Source organism: Providencia sp. PROV073 (assembly GCF_033688125.1).
In the GTDB taxonomy this organism is placed as follows: domain Bacteria; phylum Pseudomonadota; class Gammaproteobacteria; order Enterobacterales; family Enterobacteriaceae; genus Providencia; species Providencia hangzhouensis.
Map to the genome: position 1 here is coordinate 4,336,758 of NZ_CP096353.1, position 24,362 is coordinate 4,361,119.

General features: G+C 35.8%; 25 protein-coding genes. 14 read left to right on the top strand and 11 right to left on the bottom strand.

All coding sequences use genetic code 11. The annotated features are described in order from the left end of the window. Nucleotides 1-219: 219 nt before the first annotated feature. Complete coding sequence (locus M1F17_RS19970) at nucleotides 220-1,263, bottom strand: NAD(P)-dependent alcohol dehydrogenase (protein ID WP_004265244.1); 1,044 nt, start codon at nucleotides 1,261-1,263, stop codon at nucleotides 220-222. Nucleotides 1,264-1,434: 171 nt separating this feature from the next. Further along, nucleotides 1,435-1,938, bottom strand: a complete 504-nt coding sequence (locus tag M1F17_RS19975; RefSeq protein WP_004265242.1) for a DUF4334 domain-containing protein — start codon at nucleotides 1,936-1,938, stop codon at nucleotides 1,435-1,437. A gap of 404 nt (nucleotides 1,939-2,342) precedes the next feature. Here M1F17_RS19975 and M1F17_RS19980 point away from each other — a divergent pair, with 404 nt between their 5' ends. After that, the gene (locus M1F17_RS19980; RefSeq protein ID WP_094961884.1) at nucleotides 2,343-3,242 is read left to right on the top strand and encodes an AraC family transcriptional regulator; all 900 of its coding nucleotides are present in this window, start codon (nucleotides 2,343-2,345) and stop codon (nucleotides 3,240-3,242) included. Between the two features lie 531 nt (nucleotides 3,243-3,773). On the opposite strand, the gene pfkA is transcribed toward M1F17_RS19980, so the two are convergent. From pfkA to M1F17_RS20025, 9 genes are all read right to left on the bottom strand, one after another. Further along, nucleotides 3,774-4,751, bottom strand: coding sequence for a 6-phosphofructokinase (pfkA, locus tag M1F17_RS19985; protein WP_004265237.1), 978 nt, complete (start codon nucleotides 4,749-4,751; stop codon nucleotides 3,774-3,776). 406 nt (nucleotides 4,752-5,157) lie between these two features. After that, nucleotides 5,158-6,102, bottom strand: a complete 945-nt coding sequence (locus tag M1F17_RS19990; RefSeq protein WP_004265235.1) for a phosphatidate cytidylyltransferase — start codon at nucleotides 6,100-6,102, stop codon at nucleotides 5,158-5,160. Continuing rightward, a complete protein-coding gene (locus tag M1F17_RS19995; protein ID WP_164456203.1) occupies nucleotides 6,099-6,728 on the bottom strand; it encodes a lysophospholipid acyltransferase family protein in 630 nt (209 codons plus the stop codon). Before M1F17_RS19995 ends, M1F17_RS19990 begins: the two co-directional genes overlap by 4 nt. 237 nt (nucleotides 6,729-6,965) lie before the next feature. After that, a complete protein-coding gene (locus M1F17_RS20000) occupies nucleotides 6,966-7,718 on the bottom strand; it encodes a M48 family metallopeptidase (RefSeq protein WP_004265231.1) in 753 nt (250 codons plus the stop codon). A gap of 219 nt (nucleotides 7,719-7,937) precedes the next feature. Beyond that, nucleotides 7,938-8,519 carry a HutD family protein gene (locus M1F17_RS20005; protein ID WP_318837125.1) on the bottom strand — a complete coding sequence of 194 codons (582 nt, stop codon included), beginning with the start codon at nucleotides 8,517-8,519 and terminating at the stop codon, nucleotides 7,938-7,940. A gap of 82 nt (nucleotides 8,520-8,601) precedes the next feature. Continuing rightward, a complete protein-coding gene (locus M1F17_RS20010; RefSeq protein WP_318837126.1) occupies nucleotides 8,602-8,886 on the bottom strand; it encodes an addiction module antidote protein in 285 nt (94 codons plus the stop codon). Continuing rightward, nucleotides 8,883-9,056, bottom strand: a complete 174-nt coding sequence (locus M1F17_RS22595) for a type II toxin-antitoxin system RelE/ParE family toxin (protein WP_413242992.1) — start codon at nucleotides 9,054-9,056, stop codon at nucleotides 8,883-8,885. The genes M1F17_RS20010 and M1F17_RS22595 overlap by 4 nt, the downstream gene beginning before the upstream one ends. A gap of 384 nt (nucleotides 9,057-9,440) precedes the next feature. Continuing rightward, the gene (locus tag M1F17_RS20020) at nucleotides 9,441-9,584 is read right to left on the bottom strand and encodes a Spy/CpxP family protein refolding chaperone (protein ID WP_318837127.1); all 144 of its coding nucleotides are present in this window, start codon (nucleotides 9,582-9,584) and stop codon (nucleotides 9,441-9,443) included. Further along, nucleotides 9,518-10,012: a Spy/CpxP family protein refolding chaperone gene (locus M1F17_RS20025; protein ID WP_318837128.1), complete on the bottom strand. Its 495-nt coding sequence runs from the start codon at nucleotides 10,010-10,012 to the stop codon at nucleotides 9,518-9,520. The genes M1F17_RS20020 and M1F17_RS20025 overlap by 67 nt, the downstream gene beginning before the upstream one ends. A 150-nt stretch (nucleotides 10,013-10,162) precedes the next feature. On the opposite strand from M1F17_RS20025, the gene cpxR reads away from it, so the two are divergent. From cpxR to M1F17_RS20090, 13 genes are all read left to right on the top strand, one after another. Next, complete coding sequence (gene cpxR, locus M1F17_RS20030; RefSeq protein ID WP_004265224.1) at nucleotides 10,163-10,861, top strand: envelope stress response regulator transcription factor CpxR; 699 nt, start codon at nucleotides 10,163-10,165, stop codon at nucleotides 10,859-10,861. Then, on the top strand, nucleotides 10,858-12,240 hold the full coding sequence (gene cpxA / locus M1F17_RS20035; protein ID WP_318837129.1) for an envelope stress sensor histidine kinase CpxA: 1,383 nt from the start codon (nucleotides 10,858-10,860) through the stop codon (nucleotides 12,238-12,240). The genes cpxR and cpxA overlap by 4 nt, the downstream gene beginning before the upstream one ends. Nucleotides 12,241-12,711: 471 nt before the next feature. Next, on the top strand, nucleotides 12,712-14,148 hold the full coding sequence (locus M1F17_RS20040) for a capsule assembly Wzi family protein (RefSeq protein ID WP_318837130.1): 1,437 nt from the start codon (nucleotides 12,712-12,714) through the stop codon (nucleotides 14,146-14,148). Nucleotides 14,149-14,803: 655 nt separating this feature from the next. After that, a complete protein-coding gene (gene rfbB / locus M1F17_RS20045; protein ID WP_318837131.1) occupies nucleotides 14,804-15,862 on the top strand; it encodes a dTDP-glucose 4,6-dehydratase in 1,059 nt (352 codons plus the stop codon). Nucleotides 15,863-15,865: 3 nt separating this feature from the next. Next, nucleotides 15,866-16,738: a glucose-1-phosphate thymidylyltransferase RfbA gene (gene rfbA / locus M1F17_RS20050; protein WP_172767502.1), complete on the top strand. Its 873-nt coding sequence runs from the start codon at nucleotides 15,866-15,868 to the stop codon at nucleotides 16,736-16,738. Then, nucleotides 16,735-17,145: an FdtA/QdtA family cupin domain-containing protein gene (locus M1F17_RS20055; RefSeq protein ID WP_318837132.1), complete on the top strand. Its 411-nt coding sequence runs from the start codon at nucleotides 16,735-16,737 to the stop codon at nucleotides 17,143-17,145. The genes rfbA and M1F17_RS20055 overlap by 4 nt, the downstream gene beginning before the upstream one ends. Further along, on the top strand, nucleotides 17,132-17,590 hold the full coding sequence (locus M1F17_RS20060; RefSeq protein WP_318837133.1) for an acyltransferase: 459 nt from the start codon (nucleotides 17,132-17,134) through the stop codon (nucleotides 17,588-17,590). The genes M1F17_RS20055 and M1F17_RS20060 overlap by 14 nt, the downstream gene beginning before the upstream one ends. A gap of 14 nt (nucleotides 17,591-17,604) precedes the next feature. Further along, on the top strand, nucleotides 17,605-18,729 hold the full coding sequence (locus tag M1F17_RS20065) for a DegT/DnrJ/EryC1/StrS family aminotransferase (protein ID WP_318837134.1): 1,125 nt from the start codon (nucleotides 17,605-17,607) through the stop codon (nucleotides 18,727-18,729). Beyond that, nucleotides 18,726-19,973 carry an O-antigen translocase gene (locus tag M1F17_RS20070; protein ID WP_318837135.1) on the top strand — a complete coding sequence of 416 codons (1,248 nt, stop codon included), beginning with the start codon at nucleotides 18,726-18,728 and terminating at the stop codon, nucleotides 19,971-19,973. The genes M1F17_RS20065 and M1F17_RS20070 overlap by 4 nt, the downstream gene beginning before the upstream one ends. Before the next feature lie 36 nt (nucleotides 19,974-20,009). Further along, nucleotides 20,010-20,903 carry a glycosyltransferase family 2 protein gene (locus tag M1F17_RS20075; RefSeq protein ID WP_318837136.1) on the top strand — a complete coding sequence of 298 codons (894 nt, stop codon included), beginning with the start codon at nucleotides 20,010-20,012 and terminating at the stop codon, nucleotides 20,901-20,903. A gap of 162 nt (nucleotides 20,904-21,065) precedes the next feature. After that, nucleotides 21,066-22,217 (top strand): hypothetical protein, encoded by a 1,152-nt coding sequence (locus tag M1F17_RS20080; RefSeq protein ID WP_318837137.1) that lies wholly within the window; start codon nucleotides 21,066-21,068, stop codon nucleotides 22,215-22,217. Further along, a complete protein-coding gene (locus M1F17_RS20085) occupies nucleotides 22,177-23,247 on the top strand; it encodes a glycosyltransferase family 4 protein (RefSeq protein ID WP_318837138.1) in 1,071 nt (356 codons plus the stop codon). Before M1F17_RS20080 ends, M1F17_RS20085 begins: the two co-directional genes overlap by 41 nt. After that, nucleotides 23,244-24,362, top strand: coding sequence for a glycosyltransferase (locus M1F17_RS20090; RefSeq protein WP_318837139.1), 1,119 nt, complete (start codon nucleotides 23,244-23,246; stop codon nucleotides 24,360-24,362). Before M1F17_RS20085 ends, M1F17_RS20090 begins: the two co-directional genes overlap by 4 nt.

Here is a 24,362-nt window from a genome sequence, read left to right on the forward strand (position 1 = left end):
TTTCAAATTAAAGTCTGAGTAACTCATCCTGGAAAGCAACTAAATTACCCTATTTATTCTTAATGCGGCAGAACCAAATGCATTCATACAATGAGTCTCTGAAATGAGATTTCTAGCTCAGCCTAATACCTTAATTAAACTTTGTAATGGTGCTTTTCATATCATATTGGCATAAATACAATCAATTCTGCCGCGCTACAAGAACCGGCTAAAACATTATCAGAACGAACTATTGTCGATTACAAAGCGATATTTAACATCACTTTTCAACATACGTTCATATGCTTGATTAATATTTTCTATATTAATCAACTCAATCTCTGCAACAATATTGTGTTCCCCACAGAAATCAAGTAATTCCTGAGTTTCTTTAATACCACCGATTAATGAAGCCGAAATAGATTTTCTTCCAAGATATAACGGAACTGAACTCGTGTTAAATTCACCGATGTAACCAACAAGAACCAATGTTCCATCTAATGTTAATGTAGAAACATATGGTTTTAAATCATGCTCATAAGGGATAGTATCAATGATGATATCAAACTGATTTTTAATCTCTGCCATCTTAGCTTCATCTGTTGATAACACAACATGATGGGCACCTAAACGGATCGCATCAGCTATTTTGGATTTTGAACTAGTTATTAATGTAATCTCTGCCCCTAAAGCATGAGCTAGTTTAATAGCCATATGACCCAAGCCACCTAATCCCACAATAGCAAGCTTAGTTCCGTTACCCACTTTCCAATGCCTTAACGGAGACCAAGTTGTAATACCAGCACATAATATTGGTGGAACTGCTTTTAAATCTAAATTTTTAGGTACTTTTACAACAAAATTTTCACTGCAAACAATTTTTTTAGAATACCCTCCATAAGTCATTCGTCCATCATAACGATCTAAACTATTAAAGGTTTGGGTTGGACCCTCTTCACAATACTGTTCCAAATCTGATTTACAATATGTACAGTCTTGACAAGAATCTACTATAAATCCAATTCCTACAATATCACCAACTTTAAACTTTGAAACTTTATTTCCTATATTAGAAATACGTCCAACAATTTCATGTCCAGGAACAATAGGATATTGAGAAACACCCCAATCATTTCTACTTTGATGAATATCAGTATGACAGACTCCACAGTATTCAATATCAATTAAAACATCATCTTCGCGAAGATCTCGACGTTCGAAAACAAAAGGAGCTAGTGGACTCTTATTACTTTTAGCTGCATACCCAAGTATTTTTATCGACATAGTATTCTCTTTATTATTTATATAAATTAATGATTAATTTAATGACAGCGAGAACAACCCAGATTTTAAATAAATTAAATGTCATTTACTCTTTATATCTTGAATATAAAATTTAATAATATAAATTGGCTTATTCACTCACTCCTAATACACAATTAAAATTTTGTTTTTTTATTGCTCAATAAACTTAGCAGGATATTTGGCTATTCTTTCTAGAAAAAAGAAATAGTATTTACCGTTATCAACAATGTCGGGAAACCCTTCAATATGCTTACCATCCATTAGCCCGAAAACAATATTATTATCGACTTTCCTAAAGTGGTCAAAAATTGGCACTCCATCATAAATCATGGTTGCAGACGTTTTTCCTCTAAAGCTCACATCAAGAATAGATGCTTCTCCTTTCATTATCTTATTAGAAAAAAGTTTACCCTCATCATTGAAACAAATGATTGGAAGCACATCAAATTTGCTTTTAAACCATTTACCGTACCATTTCATTTCCGCTAAGGCTTTATTCCCCCAATGACCTGTTTTGAAATCACCACCTTTCCACTTACCTAACATCTCATCTGATGTAATTATAGGAAGGGAGTCAAAAAGACTCAGTAAAACTGAATCATCTATAATAGAATTTTTAGAACGTAGATCATAAAATTTTTGAATATTATTCATATAAATATACCTTATAAGTTAAAAGTCTTAGTCTGATATAAGCAGTCTCAGATTACCTACTCATCTAAAGTTTCAATATCTATAAACAGAATTTCGGCTATAACTTTCTTTACTACTCTTCATTACCTTTTTAGGAATCAATGATTTTATCGCTAAGCTGAGTATTAGAAATAATAGGATTCGAGGTGGGCCCTTATTCCGAAAGAAATTTTGCTCATTATATGTATTTACTTTTATTGCCTTGTCGATACATATACAGTAAAGGAATTTAGGAGTACTGCATTGCCTGATATTGGATATTTTTTTGCCTGATAATATTTTTATGGCATTTAAGGGGGGAAATATGGTGTTGCAAGTGTGAAAAAAACATAATATTCACATATGATCTTGCTTGGAAACACTATATGAACAACGAACTATTAAATCTCTGCCGTCACTATGCCGATGCTCGGGCCGTTTTTAACGGTGTTATTACTACACCTGTTTCGGGGTTGACTATCGTACGCTCTATCCATCAAGGAGAATTACAGGTAGCAGTATCAAGGCCACTTGTCGCGATGATGTTACAGGGGCGAAAACGTGTAACAACAGGCTCTAACAGCTTTGAGTATGGTCCCGGAGAAGCGATGGTTATATCCGCAGATATTCCTATAGAGGGCCTGATAACAAGAGCTAGTGCTGGAGAGCCCTATTATTCACTTGTTCTAGAACTGGATATTTCGCTCCTTAGTGAACTCTTGAGCGCTATGAAAATTAAGAGAAATCGATCGGCAAGTAATATCCATATTGAACCCATTCGAACTAATGTGGCAGATACAGCATGTCGTCTGGTAAGGCTGTTCGAAGAACATGAAGCACTTAACATCCTTGGTAAAGGGTTAATACGTGAGTTACATTACTGGTTGCTCAGGAGTGAGCATGGAGAAGCCATCAGGGCTCTTGGTGCAATGGACAGTCATTCTGTGAAAGTGAGTCGTGCAATAGAAAAATTGCGTAATGATTTTATGTACCCAATCAAAATCAAAGAACTAGCCAGTAGCGTAGGTATGAGCGTACCGGTATTCCATAAATATTTCAGATTACTCACCACACTTACCCCTCTACAATTTCAGAAACAACTACGTCTAATTCATGCTAGAAATCAGATGTTAACAAATGGTGTGAGTATCACTCACGCAGCTTCTGCAGTTGGTTATAACAGTGTATCGCAGTTCACCCGTGAATATTCGCGAATGTTTAATATTTCACCAGGACGAGATAACAAACTGTTCAGAGCAAACTTTTCTCAAAAAGGTAAGCATTAACTAAAAATTATTATATGAAGCTTAAGCTCATCGTTAGCATAATTACTCAATACAATTAATAAGTTACCCAACCAAAAAAACTCATAATACAAGTGCATCAAATTAACATCAATTAAGTGCAACCATATCCTTCATCGACACGTATGCACGGAATAGCGTACTACACTGAAAATTTGCATCTATATCATAATTGTCGCTTTACCTACCCTTCCAATTGTGGACCGATTGTTGCCATAACCCAATATTGAAAATATACAAACTATATTTATTACTTATGTAAAATAAATCTATTTGTGATTTTTATAAATACTTTTCACAAGCAATGGACTTCAAATAATCAAATAACTATCCCATTAAGCATTGAACTGCATTTGATTGATTTTCATTATATATCCCGCTAGTTTCTCCAAATAGTTTGAGTTGTGACTAGGCGGCAGCTCGGGGTGCATACATAAGTATGTGACCCGAGTAACCGAGAGCTGCCAACAACGTCACAGCTCAAAATATGACGAAGAAAAAGAAGAGGAAGAATTAGTACAGCTTCTTCGCCGTATCAAACCAATCTTTCTTAAAGACGCGCTTCATATTCATAACAGCATCAATAATGTCATGATGAACTAATTTTTCATTTTGGATACCAACACAGCGCCCACCATAGCCTTCTAACAGAAGTTGAATGGAATAGGCTCCCATGCGTGATGCCAAAATGCGGTCATAAGCAACTGGAGATCCGCCACGCTGGATATGGCCTAGAACCGTTGCGCGAGTTTCATGATGTGTTTCTTGCTCTATATATTTCGCTAACTCACCCACATCACAAACGTGTTCGGTAATAGCGACAATCGCATGGCGTTTACCTTTTTCAATACCACGCTTGATTTCAGATAAGAGTTCTTCGCGGTCAAAAGCCATTTCTTGCTCAGGTAATACTAAGAATTCACAGCCCCCTGCAATCGCAGCAGATAATGTTAAATCACCACAGTAACGCCCCATGACTTCAACAATCGAAATACGTTTATGGGAAGTCGAAGTATCACGAAGGCGGTCAATGGCCTCAACAACCGTTTCGAGGGCAGTAAAATAGCCGATGGTATAGTCTGTACCAGCAACGTCATTATCAATCGTTCCCGGTAGACCAATACATGGGAACCCTGCTTCCGTCAGTGCTTTAGCCCCCAAATAAGAGCCATCACCACCGATGACAACTAATGCGTCAATATGGTTTTTCTTCAGATTATCAAATGCGACTGCACGCACTTTTTCATCACGGAATTGTGGAAAACGAGCTGAACCTAAAAAGGTACCACCACGGTTAATCATATCCGACACGCTATACCGGTCTAATTGCTTCATGCGGTTTTCATATAAGCCAAGGTAACCGTCAAAAATACCCATGACTTCTAAACCTTCACCTAGTGCCGCACGAACCACACCGCGGATAGCGGCATTCATGCCTGGCGCGTCACCACCACTCGTTAAAACCCCAATTCTTTTAATCTGCTTGACCATGATGACCTCTGATTAATGAACATAAAATTGCAAATCGATAAAACCGTTACGCTGTTAATCTTTTTAACGCTAATTACACTGACTGACTAGTGCTGAATTGATTCACCTAACAGCATAATACGGCAAAGAGTGAATTATGCATCTGCTTTCCATCAAGCTTTTATGTTTTATTGTGATCCAGTTTACATAATTCTAGCCGATCACCCCAATAGGTAAATCCTTCAAGGTAAAAAAAGCCCTAGAGTACAAAATACAGCGTATTACCCTAGTCATACCTTAGTTTGAAATAAAAATTAAGTATTAATGATAACACTTAAATTCCTTCGATGCTGTACCTATAAAACAAAAGAAAAGCACCATTTTGGTGCTCTTTTGATTAACGAACAAAAACGAAAATAAAATGGGATTATGTATAGTAATAACGCGTTAAATGGAAAAAAATAGGCGCAGCAAAACACAATGAGTCAATACGATCCAGCATCCCACCATGCCCTTCAATAATCGCCCCAAAATCTTTAATACCACTATCACGCTTAATTGCTGACATACATAACCCACCCACAAACCCCATAATGGTAATAGCGAATGACATCAGCCCCGCAACCCACCAGCTAAACGGGGTTACCCAGTAAAGACAAACACCAATGAGTACTGAAGATAATACTCCGCCAATAAAACCTTCAATGGTCTTATTTGGGCTCAACTTAGGCACAATAGGCCGCTTACCCATTAACTTGCCAAAAACATACTGCAACACATCTGAAATTTGCGTCACAATAATCAAGAAAAGTAATAATTTTACGTTTTCGCCTTCATAGCCTTGAATATTCAACATCAATAACGCAGGGACGTGGCTTAAACAGAAAACAGCCACCAACATCCCCCACTGAATTTTTGCAGTGCGTTCAAGAAAATGAAAGGTATCTCCAGCTAAAGCAATACGGGTAGGCAAGAAAAGGAATACAAAAACAGGTACGAAAATTGAAAATAACCCATACCATTCAATACCTACCAATACATATTGCAATGGAATAAAAACAAAGAAGCACCAAAATAATGCCTCGTGGTCACTTCGCCGTGTTGGCGTTAAGGTAATAAACTCTCTTAGTGCAAAGAACGATATCAGTGCGAATAAGATCACGACACCTATATTGCCAAGCACCACAGCAAGTACACAAATAATGCACATAACCCACCATGCGCGGATACGAGCATTCAAATTATCAATAGTTGGGTTACTTTTTTCACCTGAATAACGATATGCAAGAATACCACCAATAACACTAGCAAATACTAGTATCCCAAACACACCTGACAACAATAATACTAATTCCCTGTCCCCAATACTCATGGCATTAGCTCCTCAAGTGCTTCTTTGGCTCGCTGCAAAAAGTCGATTTTATTTTCATTCTCCATAATAGGCTCCAGAGGCTTACCAACGATAGCTGAGCAAATCACAGGCACAACAAGCTTTGACCCCTTCGGTAATACACGATTTAAATTTTCCAAATAGACTGGAACAACTTCAACATCAGGGTATTTTTTCGCGAGATGGTAGAGCCCACTTTTAAATTGACTTAGCGTTTCCCCATCTCCACGCGTACCCTCAGGAAAAAATATTAATGAATGCTTTGACTCTAATACTGATTCTAAAGGAGCTAATGTATTATTTTGTGCGGGCTTATCGCCTTTTCTATCGACTAATACAGCGCGAAAAACCTTATTAACTAAATAACGCCGAAATGGTGTCTTAACCCAATAATCTTTAGCGGCAACAGGGTGAACAAAATGGCGCATTAACGGCGGCAACCCAGACCAAATAACCAAACCATCAAGATGACTGGAATGATTGGCATAATAAATACGTGAAGCCATTGAAGGTTGGCACCCGACCCAACGAGTGCGAACGCCAGTTAATAAACGGCAGGTTCCCGATAACCCCTTAGCTAAAAGAGAAATTCTCTGCACTTTTTCCATCTTTTTTCCTTGCTAACGTTTTATCAAACGAAAATTTGCAAAATTACGAAAAAACCTGAATATCGTTTAATTAACAAGATAGAGAGTCAGTTACAGGAGTACAACGGGATAAGTTCTGATTTGTAATATAAGAAAAGTAATATTGAGATAAACAGCAGGGAATAAGTGATTGGTGTAGCAATATATCATCACATTACTACACCAGAACGACATCCAACTAACATCAATAATTAAATATTATTTTTTGTCAGCAGCAATACGGTCACGGATGTTTTGTGCGCGCTCGCTTGATGGTGGGTGAGAATCAAACATACTTGTTTCACTGCTACCCATTTTCGCTAATTTTTCAAAACCAGTAACTAAACCTTCAGTTTTAACACCGCGTTTTTTCAGTAAATCGTAAGAGAAGTTATCAGCTTCACTTTCTTGGTGCTGAGAGAACTGTGAGTTAATCAGTTTTTCACCCAGTGCAGCAACTTGTGATGCGCTCAGTTGTTCTGCTACGCCACCCGCTGATGATGCAGCAGTACGTGCAGCAACCGTTGCATAAGCAACTTGCATAGCTTTACGTGTATGACCTAATGCAACGTGGCCCATTTCATGACCTAAAACACCTTCGACTTCATTGTCATTCATCACATCCATCAGGCCACTGTATACACGTACACAACCATTCGCCATCGCCCATGCATTTACATCGCTAGTCATATAAACTTTATAGTTTACTGGGGTACCATCAACTTCGTTACCCAATGCTTTTGCGATTTTATCTAAACGTTTTGCATATTTGCTAGACGCTGGTGCGATTTTGTTTTGCGCATCCATTTCTTTACATGATTCATCACTGAATTTTTTAACGTCTGCATCACTCAGTGTTGCCGCTTGGAATAATTGCATACCTGAGTTAGTCAACATCCCTTGGTCTAAATTTTTACAACCCGTTAAAATGACAGCAGAAACAGCAACTGCCACAAGCGCTTTCATCTTCATAGAACATTTTCCTTTAGTATATAGGTATTATTTTTTAACAACGCTAAAGACTATGAATTTTGCGAAAAATAACAATAGGAATAAAGCCATAATTATCTAATATATGAATTTGATAACGTTTTGACTAAAATTGCAAAATGGGCAGAATATTATTCCAATAATAAGTACTATATAAGCTTCATACAAATAGTACTTAAATTTAGAGTGAAAAAATTCTAACTATTTAATAAATAACTCAATAATGCAAAAATCATTTTCTGTATTTTGCTCAATAGTAAATTGTAGATTCTCTCGATTTTCTTTGATTAGTAGAGTCTCGAATGGTTTTAAATAAAAGCAATCTGAATTAATAGTCACCCCCAAATTAGGGGTAATATTAAAAATTAAGATCTCACTTGCTCCACTGACCCAAGAGTTAATAAGCGCAGTATTCACCCATTGTAAGCGGGCTTGATATTTTTCAGGATTATAGATGACATTAAAATCACGAATTGCACCTTGGATAAGCTCCGCATAAACCTCACTTTCCCCATTAAAAGCAAAAAACTCTTTTTGCTTTAACGTCACCGCAGGGTTCTTACCCACATGTAAAATAAATCCTTCCCCTTCCAATACTCCAATAATACGTTGTCGATTTTGGAAAAACGAAAATGATCCCGCCGCTTTAACATCTGCAATAGACACTCGCCAATCAAAATCATCTAAACCTTCACCATGACTGCGTGCCAATTCAAGTGTCGACCCTTGGCCATTTTTCCAAGGCATATTGCGATAATCTTGCGTCGTTAATATCTGAGTCATAAAGTGAACCCTACTTTGGTGGATACGTTATTTTTATAGTGAGCTTAGCTAATGGCTAGCCTAATCATAGATAAGCTATTTTTTAGATACTCTTAAACTGTAGCTTTAATCCGAGAGAATTAACGATTTTTATAATCGTCATAAATGTTGGATTTCCCTGTCCTGATAGCGCCTTATATAAACCTTCACGACTCATTCCAACTTCTTTAGCTAATTGGCTCATATTTCTTGCCTTCGCAATATCACCAAGTGCAGCGAGAACTAGACTAGGGTCACCTTCTTCTAGAATTTCGTTTAGATACATTTGTATTTCTTCTTCACTGTTTAAATACTCAGCGATATCAACTTCTTTTAATTTAGTATTCATAGTTCCCCCTCAACTTCACCAAAAAGGAGTTTAGCTTTATGGATATCCTTCTGCTGCGTTGCCTTTGTCCCACCACAAAGTAAAATTACAATAACATTGTTTTTCTGCTTTAGATAAACACGATACCCTTGTCCTTCATGTACCCTCAGTTCCGAAAAGCCATCACCAATGGGTTGAACATCACCATAATTCCATTTTTTAACCGCCTAATTCTCATTAGAATTTTAGTTTTAGCTCGAATATCTCTAAGATTTTTGATCCAACTATCAAAACATTCCGTTGTTAGAACCGTGATCATAAGACTGCTCCTTGTCTTTATGTTTTTATCTTAGCAATCTTCGTTTAGTTATCAACTATAGTTAACAATCATGAATAAAGGACTAGTTTAGAAACAAAAAAAAAGCCCCTAACAGGGGCTATAAAAGACAGGGATGGTGTCTATGGCAAGGAAAAACTTCACTTACTGCTACTTCACTACTTACTATGGAACTCAATATATGAAACTAACTAACTTGCATTACTACAGGCATTACTATAGGTACTAACAACTAAATTTACTGAAACTGCATCGCTTGAAATTCCGCCATTTTGTGTTGGTGAATATTTTCAAGCTCAGTTTTCTGCTCTGGCGTTAACAACTGGTACAATTCATGGTGAATTCGTGCCATTTCAACACGTTGTTCCAGTTCTTTTTGCATTCGCTTTTCAAGTTCTCTTCACGAACCGCTTTGTCATCAAAGCTATCCGCTATAATTAATTTGTGCAGCGCTTCACGTTCTTTAACTAAAGCAGTGTTATCAACATGATAATGGCGCTGTGTTGCCATTAAATCGCGTAATTGCTGACGCTGTTTTTCATTTAACGTGATACCATTAAACATAAAGGTACTGGCACGTTCTTCACTGCTAAATAACTCATGATGTTGAAAGGGCACAACCGCATTGCCTGACGGCGTAGTTGGCTCAGACTGCATCTGTAACATCAAAGGTGTTGAACTTTCATTTGCAGCACTTTGTGGCTCTTCTGCAAAAGCAACCGCTGGCCCGAACACAAACGCAGAAGCTAAAACTAACATTGCGGTTTTATGTACTGTATTATGTACTTTGCTATGTGTTGTTCTCAGCATTTGACACCTTGTCTCCGAACTGTGCTCGTGATTCAATGTGAACAAATATACACCTGTGGCTGCAAACTAGCGTCAGAGCATGTAAAAGAACGTAAAGTCATGGAATCGTACAGATTGTTATCGTATTTTGGCAGTTGGAGGACTTAAAAAATGCATAAAATCCTATTAGTTGATGACGACCGTGAACTCACGTCGCTATTAAAAGAACTGCTGGAAATGGAAGGTTTCAATGTTGTCATCGCCTATGATGGTGAACAGGCATTACAGCAAATTGACTCATCCATTGACCTGTTACTACTTGATGTCATGATGCCGAAAAAAAATGGTATTGAGACATTAAAAGAACTGCGCCAAATCCATCAGACCCCCGTAATCATGTTAACGGCTCGCGGTAGTGAGCTAGATAAAGTTCTGGGCCTAGAATTAGGTGCAGACGACTATCTACCTAAACCGTTCAATGACCGTGAACTGGTCGCGCGTATTCGTGCTTTATTACGCCGCTCTAACTGGAGCGAACAAACCCAAGGCGACAATAGCAATACCCCTGTTTTACAAGTTGATAAACTGCAACTTAACCCAGGCCGCCAAGAAGCCAGCTTTGATGATGAAATTTTGGACTTAACAGGTACCGAATTTACGTTGTTATATCTGCTCGCACAGCACCTAGGCCAAGTTGTTTCTCGTGAACACCTTAGCCAAGAAGTACTTGGGAAGCGCTTAACACCGTTTGACCGTGCTATTGATATGCATATTTCAAACTTACGCCGCAAACTTCCGGAACGCACTGATGGCCAGCCGTGGTTTAAAACCTTACGTGGCCGTGGATACTTAATGGTTTCTGCCACATGATCAACAGCTTAACCGCAAGGATCTTTGCGATCTTCTGGTTTACCCTCGCACTAGTATTAATGCTAGTGCTGATGGTGCCCAAGCTCGACTCTCGGCAAATCACCGTCCTTATGGAAAGTGAACAACGCCAAGGGGAGATGCTTGAGCAGCATATTGAAGCCGAACTCGCACAAGCTCCGATGAATGACCTACTTTGGTGGCGGCCTATTTCTAACGCCATCAAAAAATGGGCACCTCCCGGCCAACGGTTGATTATCGTCACCAGTGAAGGCCGTGTGATTGGTGCTATGCCAAGTGAAATGCAGGTGATACGTAACTTTATTGGCCAGTCCGATAACGCAGATCACCCGAAAAAGAAAAAATATGGACGAGCTGAAATCCTCGGGCCATTCTCCATTCGCGATGGGGAAGACCACTACCAGCTATATTTAGTTCGCCCAGCAAGCAGCCCGCAATCTGACTTTATTAACTTATTGTTTGATAGGCCTTTCTTATTACTGATTGCCACAATGCTGATCAGTGCTCCGTTATTATTATGGCTATCTTGGAGTCTTGCCCGCCCTGCTCGTAAGTTAAAAATGGCGGCCGACGATGTGGCGAAAGGAAATTTACGGCCACACCCAGAGCTAGAAGCCGGCCCACAAGAGTTCTTGTCTGCTGGGAATAGCTTTAACCAGATGATCAGCGCCCTTGATGGTATGGTTAGCGCACAGCAACGCTTAATCTCTGATATTTCTCATGAATTACGAACTCCATTGACACGTTTGCAGTTAGCAACAGCCTTATTGCGCCGTCGCCATGGGGAAAGTAAAGAGTTAGAACGCATCGAAACCGAGACCCATCGCCTAGATAGCATGATTAACGATTTGCTGGTGCTATCTCGTAGCCAGCACAAAAACGAGATCTTGCGTGAAAATATCAAAGCCGATGAACTTTGGGGCGATATCTTAGATGACGCTAGCTTTGAAGCCGAACAAATGAACAAAACCCTCGAGGTCACTTCTAACCCCGGACCTTGGCCGCTATATTGCAACCCTTCTGCTGTCGGGAGTGCTTTTGAAAATATTGTGCGTAACGCACTACGCTATTCGCACACGCATATTGCCGTTGATTTCAAAGAAGAAAATAACGGTATTTTAATCACTGTCGATGATGATGGCCCTGGTGTTAGCCCTGGTGTTAGCCCTGCTGACCGTGAGCACATTTTCCGTCCGTTCTACCGCACGGATGAAGCTCGAGACAGGGAGACGGGTGGGACTGGTTTAGGTCTTGCAATTGTTGAAACCGCGATAACACAACATAAAGGTTGGGTGAAGGCGGATGATAGCCCATTAGGTGGTTTAAGGTTACAAATCTGGCTACCTGAACACGGCCGGTAAATTAATTTTATTCATACAAATAAACCCCCTTATTTTCATTCTCAATATGGGGGTTTATTTTTTCAGTTAACTTATACCTATTAATAGGGAATAGTCCTATATTGCATCTAGAAACAACAATCCCCAAATACCTAACCAATATAAAACTCTATTTTGCTGTTTTTCACACGCAAAAAAAAGAATAATAGAAAAGAATTTTTGAAATTAGCAACGTACTAACCTAGTAAAAAGCATATCGCTTTACATCTTAAGATGTTACTAATTCCTATACCTAACATATTAATCTGATATTCTGTTATTACTTAGTTAAAGTGTGATAGCTGAGTTAATAGAAAGCACAGAAGCCCAACTCAATGCAAATTAAGATACTTATAATGTGGCGGATAATAATCATATTTTAACTCTATTTATAGGTTTTCATTTATTAACCTGTTCAATATTAGGCGAACTCAACTTCAAATGGATTTATCAATGAAAAATTTCAAGCTCACTAAGCTAGCAATACTTGCTGTGCTCGGAACCATCAGTGCACAAAGCATTGCAGGGGGATTAGTTCTACCAGATAACAACTTACGCAGTGACCTTGCTTGGCTTTCTGAACGTAACGTTATTCAAATTAGCTTATCTACTTGGCCACTGTCCCAAGAAGAAATCACACGTTCTTTAAATAATGCAAATATTACTAATAGCGAACAAGAAGCCATTATTCAGCGCATTAAAAAGAACCTTGACCGTAAGAAAAACAGTGTTCAACTAGAAACTCACCTTGCATCTAGCCACAACTCAATGCCACAAGGCTTTGCTCAAAGTGAATATAGTGATATTCGCTATACCGTTTCAGGTAACTACAGCACTGACGATGTAGACTTAAACCTCACCGCGAATGGCGAACGTGCTTTACGTGTTGAAAATGGTTCTGATTACAACCTCAATGGTTCATACGGTGGTGTAAAAATTTGGAACCAGTGGGTAACTTTTGGTGAGATCCCACAATGGTGGGGCCCCGGCCACGACGGCAGCTTAATTCGAACTGATGCCGCACGCCCTATGACCGGTTTCTTAATTCAGCGTGCAGACCAAAGCCCATTTGAAACCCCATGGCTTTCTTGGATTGGTTCATGGCAATATCAGTTAACAGCTGCACAATTCAAACAGTATGATCCCAAAAATACTAAACTGATTGGCCTGCGCATGACCATGAACCCAACTGATTTCTTCGAACTCGGTGGTTCACGCGTGGTCATGTGGGGAGGCGATGGCCGCCCTAATAACTGGAATTCTTTCTGGAATGCGATGGGCGGTAGAGATAATACCGGTGACTATCACGATGACCCAGGTAACCAACTGGCCGGTTTAGATTTCAAACTAAAACTTTACCCATTAATCGACTTACCTGTCAGCTTATATGGCCAAATGGTGGGTGAAGACGAAGCTAACCTCTTCCCATCGAAAAACGCCTTTATGGGTGGTATCGAAGGCTACCACACCTTATGGGGCCAGCCACTAAATTGGTATATTGAAGGCGCGAACACCCATACAGAGTGGGACAAAGATGGCGTAATGTATCGCCACTTTATCTACAAAAATGGCTATTACCAACAAGGTGCATCACTAGGCCACGCAATGGGCGGTGACGGGCGCATGCTCACGACCAAAGTGGAATACACTCTCGATGATGACAACCGTGTCAGCACCCGCCTCATGTATGCGAAAGTGAATAAATCTAACTTTGATGGCAACAAGTTATTCCCTAAATCAGAAACCATCAAAGGTGTTGATTTCGGTTGGTGGCATAACTTTGACTATGACATCAGCACTGACGCGAAGGTTTGGGTATCTAAAACTGATTACGAAACACGCAATGACTTAGGTGCAGCCGTTACAGTAAACGTGCCGTTTAAGTGGTAATTGGCACACATTGAGTATATTTAATCGAAAACGGGTTATGTTTTGGCATAATCCGTTTTTTTATCCAAAAAAAATTGTCATTCTAGTCAAAAATATATTACACATATAATTTCTACCGATTGCCAAGTGAATTAATATAATCAATTAAGCATTTTATTAATCTATTACTACTCTAAATTAGGATAAATATGGAGATATAAGCATCTCGTTTTTATTAAACCCACACTAAAAGCAATGATATACAAGGAGTAACTTAACTTAAATATATAATCACATACAAGGCGTAAGAATAGGATTATAACCTGATAATTTAAAATAATTTATTGTATTGCTACTCCCCTTAGGACTATTCCCTAACACTATCGCAGTGATAGTCAGTAACTAGCTTTAATGGTATTATTAAGCGCTTTTTACTTGACCAAATAAATGCTGAGGCATACCCTTTGGCAGTCAAAAAACAATAAGCTATGCTTATCAATTGAACAAGTTAGCAAAAAATGCAATGTTTTCAATTAATAAGTATGCATTTACAAATTCAATGGTGCTCTGGGACCCGACAACCCAGTGCGGTAGCTATGGGTGTTATTAATTAACACCTTAAAAGTTAACTATAGACCACTTTTAATTTATTACTTATTTAATAACAAGGTTCTCAGTGAAAATATTCGTGACTGGTGGCGCAGGCTTTATTGGTTCTGCTGTTATTCGCCATATTATTAATAATACTAACGACAGTGTTGTTAATATTGATAAATTAACTTATGCGGGAAATTTAGAATCTTTAGCATCGATTTCTGAAAGTTCTAATTATATATTTGCTCAAACCGATATTTGTGATTTCGCAGCCATTAAACAACTATTTGAGCTACACCAACCCGATGTGGTGATGCACTTAGCAGCTGAATCCCATGTTGACCGCTCTATCGATGGCCCAAGTGAATTTATTCAAACGAATATTATCGGTACCTATACTTTATTAGAAGCAGCTCGCCACTATTGGAACCAATTGCCTACCGATAAAAAATCAGCCTTCCGCTTCCACCATATTTCAACAGATGAAGTTTACGGCGACCTTGAATCAACAACTGACCTATTCACTGAAACCACTTCTTATGCACCGAGCAGCCCATATTCTGCATCTAAAGCATCCAGCGACCATTTAGTCCGTGCATGGCAACGTACTTATGGGCTACCAACCATTGTGACTAACTGTTCTAACAACTATGGTCCTTACCATTACCCTGAAAAGCTGATTCCGCTTATTATTCTAAATGCATTAGAAGGTAAACCACTACCTGTTTATGGTAATGGCCAGCAAATTAGAGATTGGTTATACGTAGAAGACCACGCTAGAGCACTTTATAAGGTTGTAACCGAGGGCAAAATTGCTGAAACTTATAATATTGGTGGCCATAACGAAAAAACCAATATTGATGTGGTTAAAACAATCTGCAGCATCCTCGATGAGTTAGTACCAAATAAACCAAATGGTATTAATCACTATGAAGAGTTAATTACTTATGTGACCGACAGACCTGGCCATGACCTTCGTTACGCTATTGATGCTACAAAAATTAAAAATGAGCTAAATTGGGTACCAGAGGAAACATTTGAAACTGGGCTTCGTAAAACAGTGGAATGGTATTTAACGAATGGTGAGTGGTGTAAATCAGTTCAAAACAATAAATATAATAGAGAAAGATTAGGGGCTTAAAAAGTGAAAGGTATTATTTTAGCGGGCGGTTCTGGTACAAGGCTGTATCCAATTACCATGGGAGTCTCCAAGCAGTTACTTCCTGTGTATGACAAGCCAATGATCTATTACCCACTTTCCGTTTTAATGTTAGCAGGAATTCGTGAAATATTAATTATTACGACTCCAGAAGATCAAAGCAGTTTTGAACGTTTATTAGCAGATGGCTCACAATTTGGGATTTCAATCCAATATGCGGTTCAACCTAAGCCTGAAGGATTAGCCCAAGCTTTTATTATCGGGGAAGAGTTTATTGGTTCTGATAGTGTGTGTTTAGTTCTTGGGGATAATATTTTCTGGGGACAAGGTTTCTCTCCTAAATTACAAAATGCAGCAAACACTAAAAATGGCGCTACCGTATTTGGCTATGAAGTGCAAGACCCTGAACGTTTTGGTGTTGTTGAATTTGATGAAAAATATAATGCAGTATCTATTGAAGAAAAACCGTTAAAACCGAAATCAAAATATGCGGTAACTGGCTTATATTTCTACGATAACGACGTTATTGAAATAGCTAAAAATATCCAACCTTCTGAGCGCGGTGAGTTAGAGATTACCACTGTAAACCAAATCTATCTAAAAAATAAAAAATTAAAAGTGGAATTACTTGGTCGAGGATTCGCATGGTTAGATACTGGCACTCACGATAGCCTTTTAGACGCCTCAAGCTTTGTCGAAACTATTGAGAAAAGACAAGGCTTCAAGATTGCTTGTTTAGAAGAAATTGCATTTAGACAAAAATGGCTTACCTCAGAACAAGTGTTAGAAACTGCCAATAAATGCCGAAAAAATAGCTACGGCGAATATTTAATTAATTTAATTGAGAAAGAAAAATGAAACTAGTTAACACCATCGAATTCAAAACTCTCGGGGATGATAGAGGATCTTTAGTTTCATTAGAACAAAATAAAAATATTCCTTTTGAAGTTAAACGCATTTATTACATTTTTGGAACTAAAGAAGGAGTTTCTCGTGGTTTTCATGCACACAAGAACCTACAACAAGTCGCTATTTGTGTAAAAGGTAGCTGTCGCTTTGTCCTTGATGATGGACATAACAAAGACGAAATTATTCTCGACAATCCAAATATCGGCTTGCACATTAGTAGCTTTATGTGGCGAGAAATGCATGATTTTTCTGAAGATTGTGTGCTTGTAGTACTAGCAAGCGAACTTTATGATGAAAGTGATTATATTCGTGACTATCAGACTTTTTTAGAAGAATGTAAAAATGTTTATTCATAAACTAAGCGATGTTCAAAGTAAAAAGATAGGTGAAAACACTCGAATTTGGCAATTTAGTGTTATCTTAGAAAATGCAGAATTAGGGACTAACTGTAATATTTGTGCACATACTTTAATTGAGAACGATGTCATTATTGGAAATAACGTAACAATAAAGTCAGGTGTTTATTTATGGGATGGTCTTCGTATTGAGGATGATGTTTTTATTGGACCATGTGTTACATTTGCAAATGATAAATATCCACGCTCTAAACAATACCCCGACAATTTCCCTCTAACAGTTATAAAAAAGGGGGCATCAATTGGCGCAAATGCGACTATCTTACCAGGTATAACTATAGGTGAGAACGCAATGATTGGAGCAGGAAGCGTAGTGACAAAAAATGTACCAGCTAATGCTCTTGTAGTCGGCAATCCAGCAAGAATAACTCGATATTTAAAGTAATTGTAGGACTCATAATGATTAATTTTCTTGATTTAAAAAAAATAAACAATCAATACCAGCAAGAGTTAAAAGATGCATGTTCACGAGTTATCGATTCTGGCTGGTATATCATGGGAAAAGAATTAGAAAGCTTTGAAACTAATTTCGCTAATTATTGCGGTACAAAATATGCTATTGGCGTTGCTAATGGCTTAGATGCTTTAACTCTTGTATTACGCGCTTGGAAAGAGCTTGGTAAAATTAAAGCTGGCGATGAAGTTATCGTCCAAGCCAATACATATATAGCCTCTGTACTGGCAATTACAGAAAATGATTTAGTACCTATATTAGTCGAGCCAGATGAAAATAGTTACAATCTTTCTATTGAAAATATAAAACAAGCAATTACTAATAGAACAAAAGTCATACTCCCAGTTCACCTATATGGTCAAATTTCCCCAATGCCTGAGATTATGGCATTAGCCAAACAATATAATTTATTAGTGCTAGAAGACTGTGCTCAATCTCATGGTGCTATAACTGGCAATAAAAAGTGTGGTAATTGGGGGGATGCGGCGGGTTTTAGCTTTTATCCCGGTAAAAATTTGGGCGCATTAGGCGATGCTGGCGCAATTACCACTAATGATGATGAGCTAGCAAATACATTAAAAGCACTGCGCAACTATGGCTCTCACAAAAAGTATGAAAACCTTTACCAAGGTGTTAATAGCAGACTAAGTGAAATCCAAGCGGCTATGCTTGATGTGAAATTAAAATACTTAGATAAAGAAACAGATACTCGCCAAAGAATTGCGTTAGCTTACCTTGAAAACATTAACAACCCATTAATTAAATTACCATTAGATGCGGAAGAGTATAAAAGCACTATTCAACGTCATGTTTGGCATTTGTTTGTGATTACAACAAGTTATAGAGATTTATTGCAAACACACCTAACAAATTTAGGTATACAAACTTTAATTCATTATCCAACACCACCTCATAAACAACAAGCTTATAAGCAATATAGTCACCTATCACTACCAATTACAGAAAGAATCCACCAAGAAGTACTTAGTATCCCTATTGGCCCTACCATGACTAAAAATGACGTTCAGCGAGTGATTGATGCCTGTAATTCATTTGTGGCTAAACAATGACGTTAATTAAAACATCCCTTCTTAGCCTGATAGCAACTTTTTTCAAAATGCTTTCAGGCTTAGTGATCAATAAAGCAGTTTCTGTTTATATAGGGCCTGCAGGGCTTGCAGTTATCGGACAATTTCAAAATTTTAGTCAAGTAGTTCTAATTGCCGCTCAAGGCGCTATTAATAGTGGTGTTGTAAAGTATACTGCAGAATACGGACAAGATAGCCCAAAGGTACCAAGCCTATTTAGTACTGCTTTCCGAATAAGTTTAATATCTTCCATTATAGTAGGCTTTCTTCTTATCATATTCTCTTCTTTTTTCTCAAAGAAAATTTTAGATAATATAGAGTATAGTTTTGTCTTTATCCTCTTTGGTTTTACAATAATACTTTTTGTATTAAATGGACTTCTTTTATCCATAATTAATGGATTAAAAGAAATTCGCAATTACATAAAAATAAATATAATACAAAGCCTTTATTCTTTATTTTTTACCAGTTTATTAATTTATTTTTTTGGATTAAAAGGCGCATTAATTGCGCTAGCAACTAATCAATCTATTATTTTCTTTGTCACTCTTTTTATGCTTCGAAAGCATACCGTTGTAATATGGAAAAATTTCACCTCTTCATTTGATAAAGGGATATCTAAAAAACTATTTGCATTTTCTGCAATGGCGCTTACATCTGCTATAATGGTGCCTACATCACAGTTTATTATTCGGGATTATATTGCTACTACACAGGGACTTGACCAAGCAGGCTACTGGCAAGGTGTATGGTATATTTCTACAACCTATTTAATGATTGTGACAACGGCCCTAAGTACTTACTACTTACCACGATTATCTGAAATAACGACTAAAAAAGAGTTAAAACAGGAAATACTTCAGGGATATAAAATACTTTTACCTATAGTAATTACTTGTGGTTTAGTTATTTATCTTTTACGTGACCTGATCATTTATCTACTTTTCTCTGATAGTTTTACACCAATGAAACCTCTATTTACATGGCAAATTATAGGTGATGTATTTAAAATTGCTTCTTGGTTATTAGCATATATTATGGTTGCAAAAAGCCTAACATCTATGTTTATTTTAACCGAAATTATTTTTTCCTTTACTTTCACTATCCTATCCATATTTGCAGTCAACTATATTGGAACTATCGGTGTAACTTATGCGTATTCAATAACATATTGTTTATACGGCGTAGTTATTTACAGTACTTTACGATATAAAAATACTTTTTAGCACTTTTCTCACCACTTTAATAACGTAACTAAAATTATGACTCCTCTAGTAACTGTAGTTATTCCATCATATAACCACTCAAAATATGTAATTGACTCAATTAAAAGTATAATTAACCAAGATTATGATAATATTGAATTATTAATTATTGATGATGGTTCAACCGATAATTCTGTTGAAATTATAAATAACTTCATTAGCTCTAGCAAAATAACCCAACATTTTCATAGATTTGCATTCATCCACAGAGAAAATAGAGGATTATGTGCAACACTAAATGAAGGTTTAAAGTGGTCAACTGGTTTATACTTTTCTCCATTTGCATCAGATGATATTGCATTACCCTATAAAATTAGTTATTTAGTAGAAAAAATACACAATAGCCATTATAGTGCTGTATTTGGTAAAATGGACATATTAAAAAGCACAGATAACATACATACTCCTATAACTAAAAACATTGATGATAATAAAATCGAAGAGCACTCTTTCAATGATTTAATCATGCAAAAAAATATTCCATCAGCCCCAACTGCTTTAATAAAAAAAAGTGAAATAACGATGCTTGGTGGCTATCCTGAAGATTTAAAGCTAGAAGATTGGTACCTATGGCTTTCACTAAGTAACAAAAATAAAAAGTTAGCAACCTTTTCAAGAATAGTTACTCTATATAGAGATCACCCAACTAATACCACAAAAAACATTCCACTAATGCATAAAAGTAAAATAGATGTATTAAATAAATTTAGTGATAATATACTCTATAATGAAGCCATTAATAACACTTACTATAATACAGCAAGAGCTTTGGCTCGATATGAGACTTTTTTACCTTTAAAATACTTAATAAAATCAAAAAAGTTTGGATTTGGATTTTTACTTGTCCTAATAAAAGCATTCACACCTAGCTTCATCATAAAATTAAAGTGATAAATTACCATGATTAATATAAAAACAATTATAGTAATTATACTATTCTTCTTAGTTTTATTTTCCATTAATTTTATTTTTCTACCTACATCATGTTTAGTATTTATTTTTTCAATTGCATTGATTTACTTTTTTTATTTTTTAACCAAAAAAAACAATCTATTGACAAATAAAAAATTGATATGCTTTCAATTATTTTTTTTATTACAAATTACTTTTTACATTATAACTTATGCTTTTTCTGATAGTAATGAAACATCTCAACTACAAATTATTTTTGTATTTTATATTGTTTACCCAGTAGTCTCTCTTTTTATAATCAAAACATTCTTAAGGCATAAATCTAAAAACAACATCATTATATTATTTTTAATTGCAATTATTACTCAGGCGATTCTTTCAATCTTTATTACCTTTTCCGCTGAGTTTAGAAGTTTATCTCTTTCTATGTTAAATGTAGACATGGATAGGCTAGATCAAAGTGCAAATGTTAGATTTATTGGTTTTGGAATTGCATATTTTAATCTGGGTACAGTAATGATTCTAGGTGCGCTACTATCAATTTATCTACTAAAAAACAAAGACAACGGTATATTTTTTACTTCTTTTTTAATTTTTTCATTATTACTATTTATTATATTGGGTACTTTTTCCGCTAGAGTATCAATTTTAGGTATAATTGTAGTTATGCTAACCCACATTTATACAAAGAAAAACTTCAAGATAAATAAAAATTTATTCTCTCATTCTTTTTTAGTACTGTTTTTTTTCCCAATTATATTTTCAATATTATATATACTATTACCATCATCTGTACTAGATAATGCAGATCAATTTTTTGATAAGTCTCTTCCTTGGGCTTTTGAAGCATTTAATAATTTTTTAAATGGAAGTGGGTTGCAATCAAGTTCAACAGACGAGCTAGCTAAAATGTTTTTTCTTCCTAAAAATTTATTTACAATGTTATTTGGGGATGCACGAATGTATGATGGTGACTTATATTATATGCATACTGATGTTGGCTATATAAGACAAATTTTCAGTTATGGCATTTTAGGTTTAATAACAAGTATTATTGCTTATGCTTATATATGTAATATAATCAGAAAACGTTTCAACTCATTCCTTGGTATTACTTTATTCCTTCTTGTTTTAACTTTTAATATTAAAGGCATATTCATATACTATTCCAATTTTGATTTTTTTATTATTTTTATATTTATTTATACTCTTATAAATGAAAAAACAGAGCAAAACATAATTGAGAGAATCAATGAAAAGACATTTAAAAAGAAAAGTATTAATTATCAGTGATGAATTCCCTCCAATTATTGGTGGTGCAGGAATTGTAGCTGAACAGCTTCATAATGATTTAATTGAACTTGGTCACGATGTAGACATATTTATTCCCTGCTTAAAACAGTCCTTATTTTTTAAAAAATTTTGGCCGTTTTTTTATTTTAAATTAATTAATAAAATATCTTCATATGATAAAGTAATAGTAAATGATATTAGAAGTGCTTACTTTACATCCTTATTAAGATGGGTTAATTTTACCAAGTTTGTATATATTATTCATGGGACTGAATACGATATAGCATATAACCCATCAATTAAAAATAAATTAATTCTATTACCGTACTTTTATAACTATTTCCTAAGAAAATGTGGTAGAATTATATCAGTTAGTTCATTCACAAAAAACACCTTCATCGAAAACTCTAATATACGAGAGAAAATAAAAAATAAAATAATCGTATCATATGCTGGTGTGAAAAATAACATCGGAATTTCAGGTAAATATATCGAGAAAAGAAATGATGATTTTTTCAAATTAGTCTCTGTTTCACGGTTAGAAGAAAGAAAAGGGTATTACGAAATGTTGGATATTTTTTCTGCCTTGGTGAAAAAAATACCCAATATTCAATGGTTCATTTATGGCAATGGGACAATAAAAGAAAAATTAGTAAAGAAGGTTCATGATATGAATCTTTCTAGCAAGATATTTTTTATGAATACTTGCGACCGAAAAGAAATATATTCGAAAGAGTTTTACCAACATAATTTCGATCTTTTTTGGTTACTTCCAAATAAGCCTGAAGCTTTTGGCTTGGTTTATATTGAAGCAGCATCTATAGGGGTTCCTGTACTAGGAATAGAGAAATATGGAATTAAAGAATCTGTTAATGGCTTATTTTTCTCCACAACAAATGAATTAATAAATTTGATTCTTGACATAAAGATAAACAAAGAAAAATACATTAAAGAATCTATAAAGTTCTCCAAAAAATTTGACAGTAAATTTTTTGCAAATTCCATATTATATGAGGAACACGAAGAATGAAACTTATTCTTGTAAACTCACTTGCCAATGGCGGTGCTGAACGTATCGCAGTCAATATAGCTAATGAAGTTATAAAAACAGAACCTATTATTTTGGCAACCCTTGAATCAAATGTTGAATATGATGTAGCCCCAAAAGTGGAAGTAATTCATTTTAAAAACCACAAATATTTTCGTACATTTTTTCATATACTAGAACTAATTAAAATAATAAAGAAAAGAAAAGTAAATTTCGTTCAAAGTCACTTATATCGCTCTAACATTATAAACGTTGCAACAAGGCTAATTGGAGGAAATCAGTTTTCGCAAATAGTAAATCATGGTGACCCATTGCAATATAGAAAAAAAGGTGTAAAGGGAATTATTATGCTTAGTTTCATTAAGATCTTTTACCCTAAAGCAGACCAAATTATTGCAATATCAGATTTAATGAACAAAAACATTAGTAATTTAATTAAGAAAAATAACAAACATAAAATTTTAACAATAAACAACCCAAACAATATTGATAGTATTATTAAACAATCAATGGAACACTGCGATATTTTAGAAAAATTAAACTTCAAATATTTAGTCGCAATGGGTAGGTTAATTAATTCAAAAAACTTCGATCTGCTAATTAAAGGAATAGAGAAACAAAACATCAATTTAGTAATTATAGGAGATGGCCCTGAAAAGGATTATTTAGAAAAGTTGGCAAAAAAATTAAATATATCTGAAAGAGTATTTTTTTTAGGGAAACTGAAGAATCCATTCCCTATAATAAGAAATGCATTCGCATTTATAAGTGCCTCTAGCTCAGAAGGATTTCCAAATTCTATAATAGAGTCTCTCGCGTGCTCAACACCTGTAATACATACTGATTGTGTTAGTGGACCTAGAGAAATTTTACAACCGAACTCTAATCTAGATAATGTTATTAGTATTAGTGATTACGAGATAACACAATATGGTACTTTATATAGAGTAGGAGATATAATTGGATTAGTTAACTCTATAAATTATATAAGTAATCTATCTGTAGAAAGAATAAATAACTTATGTCATAACTGTAAATTACGAGCTTATGATTTTGATTCTAGTATCATCGTGAAAAAATACTTTAGGCAAACTTAA

Excerpts from the sequence above, each read along its gene's own strand:
- M1F17_RS19970 (WP_004265244.1), bottom strand. The coding sequence starts at position 1,263 with ATGTCGATAAAAATACTTGGGTATGCAGCTAAAAGTAATAAGAGTCCA.
- M1F17_RS19975 (WP_004265242.1), bottom strand. The coding sequence starts at position 1,938 with ATGAATAATATTCAAAAATTTTATGATCTACGTTCTAAAAATTCTATT.
- M1F17_RS19980 (WP_094961884.1), top strand. The coding sequence starts at position 2,343 with ATGAACAACGAACTATTAAATCTCTGCCGTCACTATGCCGATGCTCGG.
- pfkA (WP_004265237.1), bottom strand. The coding sequence starts at position 4,751 with ATGGTCAAGCAGATTAAAAGAATTGGGGTTTTAACGAGTGGTGGTGAC.
- M1F17_RS19990 (WP_004265235.1), bottom strand. The coding sequence starts at position 6,102 with ATGAGTATTGGGGACAGGGAATTAGTATTATTGTTGTCAGGTGTGTTT.
- M1F17_RS19995 (WP_164456203.1), bottom strand. The coding sequence starts at position 6,728 with ATGGAAAAAGTGCAGAGAATTTCTCTTTTAGCTAAGGGGTTATCGGGA.
- M1F17_RS20000 (WP_004265231.1), bottom strand. The coding sequence starts at position 7,718 with ATGAAGATGAAAGCGCTTGTGGCAGTTGCTGTTTCTGCTGTCATTTTA.
- M1F17_RS20005 (WP_318837125.1), bottom strand. The coding sequence starts at position 8,519 with ATGACTCAGATATTAACGACGCAAGATTATCGCAATATGCCTTGGAAA.
- M1F17_RS20010 (WP_318837126.1), bottom strand. The coding sequence starts at position 8,886 with ATGAATACTAAATTAAAAGAAGTTGATATCGCTGAGTATTTAAACAGT.
- M1F17_RS20020 (WP_318837127.1), bottom strand. The coding sequence starts at position 9,584 with ATGCAAAAAGAACTGGAACAACGTGTTGAAATGGCACGAATTCACCAT.
- M1F17_RS20025 (WP_318837128.1), bottom strand. The coding sequence starts at position 10,012 with ATGCTGAGAACAACACATAGCAAAGTACATAATACAGTACATAAAACC.
- cpxR (WP_004265224.1), top strand. The coding sequence starts at position 10,163 with ATGCATAAAATCCTATTAGTTGATGACGACCGTGAACTCACGTCGCTA.
- cpxA (WP_318837129.1), top strand. The coding sequence starts at position 10,858 with ATGATCAACAGCTTAACCGCAAGGATCTTTGCGATCTTCTGGTTTACC.
- M1F17_RS20040 (WP_318837130.1), top strand. The coding sequence starts at position 12,712 with ATGAAAAATTTCAAGCTCACTAAGCTAGCAATACTTGCTGTGCTCGGA.
- M1F17_RS20055 (WP_318837132.1), top strand. The coding sequence starts at position 16,735 with ATGAAACTAGTTAACACCATCGAATTCAAAACTCTCGGGGATGATAGA.
- M1F17_RS20060 (WP_318837133.1), top strand. The coding sequence starts at position 17,132 with ATGTTTATTCATAAACTAAGCGATGTTCAAAGTAAAAAGATAGGTGAA.
- M1F17_RS20065 (WP_318837134.1), top strand. The coding sequence starts at position 17,605 with ATGATTAATTTTCTTGATTTAAAAAAAATAAACAATCAATACCAGCAA.
- M1F17_RS20070 (WP_318837135.1), top strand. The coding sequence starts at position 18,726 with ATGACGTTAATTAAAACATCCCTTCTTAGCCTGATAGCAACTTTTTTC.
- M1F17_RS20075 (WP_318837136.1), top strand. The coding sequence starts at position 20,010 with ATGACTCCTCTAGTAACTGTAGTTATTCCATCATATAACCACTCAAAA.
- M1F17_RS20085 (WP_318837138.1), top strand. The coding sequence starts at position 22,177 with ATGAAAAGACATTTAAAAAGAAAAGTATTAATTATCAGTGATGAATTC.
- M1F17_RS20090 (WP_318837139.1), top strand. The coding sequence starts at position 23,244 with ATGAAACTTATTCTTGTAAACTCACTTGCCAATGGCGGTGCTGAACGT.